At 71.0% G+C, this 6,993-nt stretch carries 4 protein-coding genes; all 4 read right to left on the bottom strand.

The annotated features are described in order from the left end of the window. Positions 1-2,116, bottom strand: a 2,116-nt coding sequence (locus Q7W29_06255; GenBank protein ID MDO9171417.1) for a hypothetical protein, incomplete at its 3' end; no start/stop codon positions are given. Positions 2,117-2,169: 53 nt separating this feature from the next. After that, the gene (locus Q7W29_06250) at positions 2,170-5,499 is read right to left on the bottom strand and encodes a CusA/CzcA family heavy metal efflux RND transporter (protein ID MDO9171416.1); all 3,330 of its coding nucleotides are present in this window, start codon (positions 5,497-5,499) and stop codon (positions 2,170-2,172) included. Next, the gene (locus Q7W29_06245) at positions 5,496-6,803 is read right to left on the bottom strand and encodes an efflux RND transporter periplasmic adaptor subunit (protein ID MDO9171415.1); all 1,308 of its coding nucleotides are present in this window, start codon (positions 6,801-6,803) and stop codon (positions 5,496-5,498) included. The genes Q7W29_06250 and Q7W29_06245 overlap by 4 nt, the downstream gene beginning before the upstream one ends. Next, positions 6,800-6,993, bottom strand: a 194-nt coding sequence (locus Q7W29_06240) for a hypothetical protein (protein MDO9171414.1), incomplete at its 5' end; no start/stop codon positions are given. The genes Q7W29_06240 and Q7W29_06245, both read right to left, overlap by 4 nt.

Raw genomic sequence — 6,993 nt, 5'->3', positions numbered from 1 at the left:
TGCGCGGGTTGAACGGGTTCGGGACCGCGCGCAGCAGGCACCTGCCCACGACGGCCTCCGGCGCGCCGGTCGACAGGTCCGGCGTGCGCAGGCGCACGATGACCGGCGCGGCGCCGACATCGAGGGTCAAACTCGACTGCGCGCGCATCGACATCACCGCGACGCGGTTCTGGTGGGGCAGGTAGACCTGCAGGTCCTCGCGGCCGCCCCAGTCCGCGGCTTCCCACCGCAGCGTGACCGGCCCGGGCGCCGGCGCCGCGACGACGAGGTCCCAGGCCACGTCCGACCCGTCGGCGATCCGGTAATCGGCCGTGAGTTGGTCGCCGGAGCTGAGGTCCAGGGCCGAGCCGTCGAGCCACAGCTCGGGACGCGCGGCGACCACCGGCGCGCGCGGCGGCCGGGGCTGGTCCCAGGCGGGGTCGAAGCCGTCGACGGCTTTTTCGAGGCGGCCGACGGTCACGGATTCGGGGCTGCCGTCGAGGCCGAGGGCGAGGCACCAGTTGTGGTCGTCGGGCACGAAGGCGGGACGCGTGCGGGACGACTTGTCCGCGTCGAGATCGTAGTAGTGGAACCACAGCTCGACGCCGCTCTGATAGGCCGCCAGCCAGTAACCCTGCCATGGCTGGAGGTACGACTGGGGCGCGTAGGATCCGGAAGCAGTCAGGTACGAATAGACCAGGTTCGAGACGAGACCCATCTGGACCGCCGCCTGGTATTCGTAGCGATGACCCTGGTAGGCAACCTTGACCAGATCGAGGGGCATGGTCGTCCAGATCGGCGAACCCACGAGGTTCCAGCCGCAGGACAGGGGGATGGCCGTGCCGTCGAGATCGGGCTGTCCTTCCATCGTGAAACGGAAGCCGTTCGTCGCACCGACCCAGTAACCCCGGCCCTGGCGCATGAGGTCGTCCGCCGCTCGCTGCTGGTAGCCGGCCCCCGTCTCGTGGCTGTAGACGTATGTGGAGACGCCGGCATCGTCGAGCAGCACGGAACCGATGGTGCCCGGCGCGTCCGGCAGCAGGGGGACGCCCACCATGGACCAGCCCACGGGCAGATCGCGCGATGTGGGATTGAGCGGCGGCACCGGTACCAACCCCACGGATAGCCAGAAACGCCGCGGCTGACCCGCCGTGACCGCGAAGGTGTAGGAGAGCGAGCCCCAGAGGTCGATCACATGGCCCTGGTCGTCGTCGACCAGCTTCAGGCCCCAGCCGGACGACTGGTCGAAGTCCGGCTGGAAGGTCAGGGTCGCGATCCCGGACTGGCTGCTCAACAGCCGCAGCGGCCAGGCCTTGTCGCCGAGTTCCGGGTTGTACAACGACCGGACGTCGGCCCGGAAATCGTCGCCGAGGATCGAGCCCCACTCGGGATGCGGGAAGGTCAGCGACACGTACCCGGACGGCGGCAGCGGCGGTTCCGGCACGTCGAGGTCGCCATCGTATCCGTCCGAGGCGCCGCCCGAGATGCCCGCGACGTTGCCTAGGTCCGACATCCCATCGAGCGTCGCGTCGATCATCACCACGAAGTCGATGACTCCAGGGTCGCAGTTGGGCACGATCCCGCAACCCGCATTGACGCAGGCCTGGGGTGAGCCCAGCTCGCCGGTGGCGACCTGCAGGGGCGTGTTGAAGCCCAGCGTGTGCACATAACCGGGAGTCCCGCCGGGGAAGCTGATGGAGCCGGGGATGCCCGTCACCTTGTAGGTCGCGGTCGAGGCCGACGTGCCGTACATGGTCTTGCTCGCCAGCAGGACGGTGGAGTCGACCACGGGGCACCATTCCTGGCCGACGACGAAATCCCAGGGATCGGCGTCGACGTCCAGGCCGCCGTTGAGCGACCAGGAGCCGGGCGTGGTGAAGGTGCTCGTTTCGGTGATGCGGCACTCCCACGCGCGGATGTAGTCGCCCGTGGGATGCGTGACGATCAGGTAGACGTTCAGCGGCGTCATATTGCCGGCATACGCGATGTCGAACTGGTAGGCGTCCTGGTCGAAGTAGATGCCGATCGCATCGGGGCAGGGACTGATCTGCGCCGACGCGCCGCCGGCCGCCGCCAGCACCGCGACAAAGCAGAACAGGAAAAGCGGGGAGAGGATCCCGGAATGCCGATGACGCACGACGCACTCCCTTCCACCGGAGCGAGCGGCCGCCCGGCGGGAAACGGGTGGTGTCATCTCGGGCGATCCGACCCCATGAGGTTACCAGACATCCGGAGGGATGACAACCGGCCCGCCCACCGCCGCCGTCCGGAGGGGAACGACAGGCCCAACTCCCTCACCTTCCACAACTTGTAGATCGCCGGATACACCAGCAGTTCCAGCAGGAAGGAGGTCGCCAGCCCGCCGATCATCGGCGCCGCGATCCGCTTCATCACGTCCGCACCCGCCCCGGTCGACCACATGATGGGCAGCAGGCCGATGAAGCTCGAGGCGACGGTCATCAGCTTCGGCCGGGCGCGCTTGACGGCGCCGTGGAGGATAGCGTCGTCGAGCTCGGCCAGATTGCGCAACCGGCCCTCGCTGCGGGCCCGGTCGTACGACAGGTCGAGGAACAGCAGCATGAACACCGCGGTCTCGGCGTCGAGGCCCAGCAGCGCGATCAGCCCCACCCACACGGCGATCGAGACGTTGTAGCCGAGCAGGTGCAGCAGCCAGACCGCGCCCACCGCGGAGAAGGGCACCGACAGCAGGACCACGCCGGTCTTGAAGGCGGACCGCGTGTTCGCCAGCAGCAGCAGGAAGATGAGCACCAGCGTGGCCGGGACCACGAGCCGCAGCCGCTTCTCGACGCGCAGCATGTTCTCGTACTGGCCGCTCCACTGCAGGACGTAGCCGGCGGGCAGATCCACCTGTTCCCGCACGACGCGCTTGGCCTCCTCCACGTAGCCGCCGATGTCGCGGCCGGCGACGTCGACGTAGACGTAGCTGGCGAGGAACCCGTTCTCGTCGCGCAGCATCGCCGGGCCGGAGACGACCTTCAGGTCGGCGACCTGCGCCAGCGGCACGGCGGCGCCGCCGGGCGCGTCGACGAGGACGCGACCCAGCTTCTCGAGGTCGTCGCGCAGCTCACGGGGGTAGCGGACGTTGATGGAGTAGCGCGCCCGGCCGTCGATCACGGTGCCCAGGTTCTCGCCGCCCACGGCGAACATGATCACTTCCTGCAGGTCGGCGACGGTGAGGCCCAGGCGGGCCAGCTCGTCGCGGCGGGGCTCGATGTCCACGAAGTAGCCGCCCGCGGCGCGCTCGGCGAAGACGCTGCGGGTCCCTTCGACGACGGGCAGCACCGATTCGATGCGCGTGCCGAGGCGCTCTAGCTCGGCGAGGTCGGGGCCGAAGATCTTGATGCCCACGGGCGTGCGCACGCCCGTGGTGAGCATGTCGATGCGGGCCTTGATGGGCATGGTCCAGGCGTTGGTCACGCCCGGGATGCGCAGGGCGCGGTCCATCTCGGCCACCAGCTCGTCCCAGGAGATGCGGTCGGGCCAGAGCGGCCTCACCAGCGGCAGGACGAACTCGGGCAGCCGGCCGGTGTACCAGCGCTCCCTGGCGCGCCACTCGTCCCGCGGCTTGAGCACGACCGTCGTCTCCATCATCGACAGCGGCGCCGGGTCGGTGGACGTGTCGGCGCGGCCGGCCTTGCCGTAGACGCTCAGGACCTCGGGGAACGACTTCAGGACGCGGTCCTGCGTCTGCAGCAGCTCGGCGGCCTGGGTCACCGAGATGCCGGGCAGCGTCGTCGGCATGTAGAGGATGGAGCCCTCGTTCAGGGGCGGCATGAACTCCGTGCCCAGCCGGAAGTATGCCGGCACCGTGACCGCCACGGCCAGCAGGGCCGCCGCGATCACGCCGCGCGGGTAGCGCAGCACGAAGCGGCAGGCGGGGTCGTAGGCGCGGGCGATGGCGCGGCTGATCGGGTGCTTCTCCTCGGCGTGGTAGGTGCCCACCAGGGCCGCCGTGGCCAGGCGCGCCAGCGCCCGCGGCCGGAACCGGAAGGGCTCGCTGCGCGCGAACATCATGCGCATCGCCGGGTCCAGCGTGATGGCGAGCACGGCCGCGAGGGCCATCGCGAGGTTCTTCGAGAAGGCGAGCGGCTTGAAGAGGCGGCCTTCCTGGTCGACCAGGGTGAACACGGGGATGAAGGCCGCCGCGATCACCAGCAGCGAGAAGAAGACCGAGGGGCCCACCTCCTTCAGCGCCTGGAGCCGCACCTCGTGGAAGCTCCCCTTGCGACCGCCCGCCTGCCAGAGGTGGATGCGGTTGTAGGCGTTCTCCACCTCGACGATGGCCCCGTCGACGAGCACGCCGATGGAGATGGCGATGCCGGCGAGCGACATGATGTTGATCGTGACGCCCATGGCCCGCAGCGGGATGAACGCCAGCAGCACCGAAACCGGGATCGTGATGATGGGCACGATGGCCGACGGCGCGTGCCACAGGAAGATCAGGATGACCAGCGAGACGATGACCATCTGCAGCAGCAGCTCGTGCACGAGGGTGTCGATGGCGCGGTGGATGAGGTCGCTGCGGTCGTAGGTGGTGACGAACTCCACCCCCTCCGGCAGGCCCGGCTCCAGCTCGTGCAGCTTCTCCTTCACGCGCCCGATCACGTTCAGGGCGTTCTCGCCGTGGCGCATGACGACGATGCCGCCCACCGCGTCGCCCCCGCCGTCGAGGTCGGCCACGCCGCGGCGCAGGTCGGGGCCTAGCTCCAGGCGGGCGACGTCGCGCAGCAGCACCGGCACGCCGCCGGGGGCGGTCTTGACGACGATCCGTTCGAAGTCGGCGAGCGACTTGGCGTAGCCGCGCCCGCGCACCATGTACTCGGCGCCGCTCCACTCGAGCAGGCGGCCGCCCACCTCGTCGTTCGAGGCCCGGACGGCGTCCATCACCGCGTGCAGCGGCACCCCGTGGGCGGCCAGGCGGACGGGGTCGACCGTGATCTGGTACTGCCGCTGGAAACCGCCGACGGAGGCCACCTCGGCCACGCCGGGGACGGCCTGGATCGCGTAGCGCAGCGTCCAGTCCTGGTAGGAGCGCAGGTCGTCGAGCCCGTGGCGGTTCCCGCGGTCGACGAGCGCGTACTGGAAGACCCAACCCACGCCCGTCGCGTCGGGCCCCAGCGAGACCGCCACGCCCGCGGGCAGCCGCGGCTTGATCTCGTCGAGGTACTCGAGCACGCGCGAGCGGGCCCAGTAGAGGTCGGTGCCGTCCTCGAAGACCACGTAGACGAACGAATAGCCGAAGTCCGAGAAGCCGCGGATGGCCTTCGTCCCGGGCGCGCCGAGCAGGCCGCTCACGATCGGGTAGGTGACCTGGTCCTCGACGATGTCCGGCGAGCGGTCCCACTTCGTGACGATGATGACCTGCGTGTCCGAGAGGTCCGGCAGGGCGTCGAGGCGGATGGTCTGCAGCGTGTGGACGGCGTAGGCGCAGGCCAGTGCCGTGAGCGCCAGCACCAGCAGCCGGTTGCGCGCGCTGAACTCGATGATGCGCGCGATCACCGGTGGTCCCCCGCGTGGCCGCCGGTCGGGGTCGTGGTCGCGGCATCGGCGTCGGCGCCGAGCAGCGCGGCGCGCAGGCGCGACTCGCTGTCGAGCAGGAAGTTGGCCCGCACGACGACCTGCTCGCCGGCCGTGAGCCCGTCCAGGATCTGCGCCTTGCCGCCCGAGCGCACGCCCACCTCGACCTCGCGCGGCGTGAAGCGGCCCTCGCCGAGGGAGACGAAGACCAGGCGCCGCTCGCCCGTGTCCAGGATGGCGTCGTCGGGAACGACCAGGGCCTCGCCGCGGTCCGCGAGCAGCGTCACGTTCGCGTACATGCCCGGCCGCAGCATCCCGAACCCGTTGTCCAGGACGATGCGCGCGGCCAGGGTGCGGGAGGCGTCGTCCAGCGTCGGGTAGACGTAGTCGATCCGGCCCGGCAGCACGATGCCCGGGTCGTGCGGCAGCCGCACCTCGACCGGCGCGCCCTCGGCGACCAGGGCGGCTTCGTACTCGTAGAAGCGGGCCTCGACCCACACCTCGGAGAGGTCCGACACCTGCAGCAGCGTCAGGCCCGGCTCCACCCGCATGCCCTCGAAGGCCAGGCGCTCGGTGACCACGCCCGTGGCCGGCGAGAGCAGAGGCACGGCGCGCGCCGGCTTGCCGGTCTGCTCGAGCCGGGCGACGAACGCGTCCGGCACCTCGAAGAGGCTCAGCCGCCGCCGCGCCGCCGCGACGAGGTGTTCGGCGTTCGCCAGCGTCTGCGGGTCGCCGCCCGCCGCGGCGTCCCGCGCGACGACGGCCCGCAGCAACTCCTCCTGGCCGGCCACCAGTTCGGGCGCGTAGATGGTCAGCAGCGGCGCGCCCGCCTCCACGCGCGTCCCGACCGCGCTCACCGCCAGCGTCTCGATCCAGCCGGCGACCCGCGTCTGCACGCTGCGCACGCGCGTCGCGTCGACGGTGACCAGCCCGACGGCCCGGATCTCGGTGTTCATCGTCTCGACCGTCGCGGGCTGCGTGCGCACGCCCGCGAGGCGGACGGCCTCGTCGCTCAGTTCGATGGCGGCCATGCCCGGCACGCCCGAGGCGCCGCCGCCCTGCTGGGCGGAGAACTCGGCCGCCGGCACCAAGTCCATGCCGCAGATGGGGCAGGCTTCCTTGTGGTCGGAGATGTAGGTGGGGTGCATGGGGCACAGCCACTTCTTCGCGGCGCCGGCGGCCTGGCCGCCGGCGGGGGCGCCGTGCTCGCGACCATCGCCACCGCCGCAGCCGGCGAGCGCGGCGGCGAGGATGAGGGCGAGGGCGAACAGCTTCGCAGATCTCATGGGCGCATCTCCTGAAGGACGGGGTCGCGGCCGGCGAGCGCGCGCAGGGCGGCCCAGGCGGCGTAGCGGTCGGCCTCGCGCTCGGCCAGCATCGCGCCGGTCTCGGCCAGCCGCCGCAGGGCCATGATCAGTTCGTCGGCGCCGGCGGCGCCCGTCGCGTAGCCGGCGCGGGCCGACTCGGCGGCGAGGG

The sequence above is a fragment of the bacterium genome (assembly GCA_030654305.1).
Lineage (GTDB): Bacteria > Krumholzibacteriota > Krumholzibacteriia > LZORAL124-64-63 > LZORAL124-64-63 > PNOJ01.
Note: the sequence above shows the minus strand (reverse complement) of the source record. Positions and strands in the feature narration are given on the sequence as shown.

What these genes read in the sequence shown, in the direction of transcription:
- Q7W29_06245 (MDO9171415.1), bottom strand. Translation starts at nt 6,803, where the DNA reads ATGAGATCTGCGAAGCTGTTCGCCCTCGCCCTCATCCTCGCCGCCGCG.